This is a genomic window from Streptomyces sp. 4F14 (genome assembly GCF_048159485.1).
Taxonomy (GTDB): domain Bacteria; phylum Actinomycetota; class Actinomycetes; order Streptomycetales; family Streptomycetaceae; genus Streptomyces.
On the sequence record NZ_JBLRVY010000378.1, the window covers coordinates 1 to 321 of the forward strand.

The 321-nt window shown below is 70.7% G+C and carries 1 pseudogene; it reads left to right on the forward strand.

What is annotated here, in order from left to right:
• Positions 1–203 (forward strand): annotated as a pseudogene (locus ACLZOT_RS51195) (hypothetical protein); the annotation flags it as partial.
• Positions 204–321 lie beyond the last annotated feature (118 nt).

The following is a 321-nucleotide window of genomic DNA, read 5'->3' on the forward strand; positions in this document are numbered from 1 at the left end:
CGAACATGAGCGACCCGAACCTGCCCGCCCTGCGGCGGATCACCGAGCGCTCGCGATGCAGTTACTGGCTCAACCCCGAACAGCGCTCCCGCTGGGGCACCGGCGACTCGGCGGCCCCGGCGTACGCCGAGCTGATCGAGATGCACGAATGCCGCAACGTCCGTCAACTCGGCTCGCTGGTCACCCGGTTGCTGCCGGTGTGAGGCCCGGGGGCGGTGCGGGCGATCACGTGGTCGGCCGTCTTCGTTCACCACATGGCTGTCGTAGGTGCCGCCGTGGGCGGTCCGACCGAGTGTGGTGTCAGTCGGTGCCCGCCGGGCC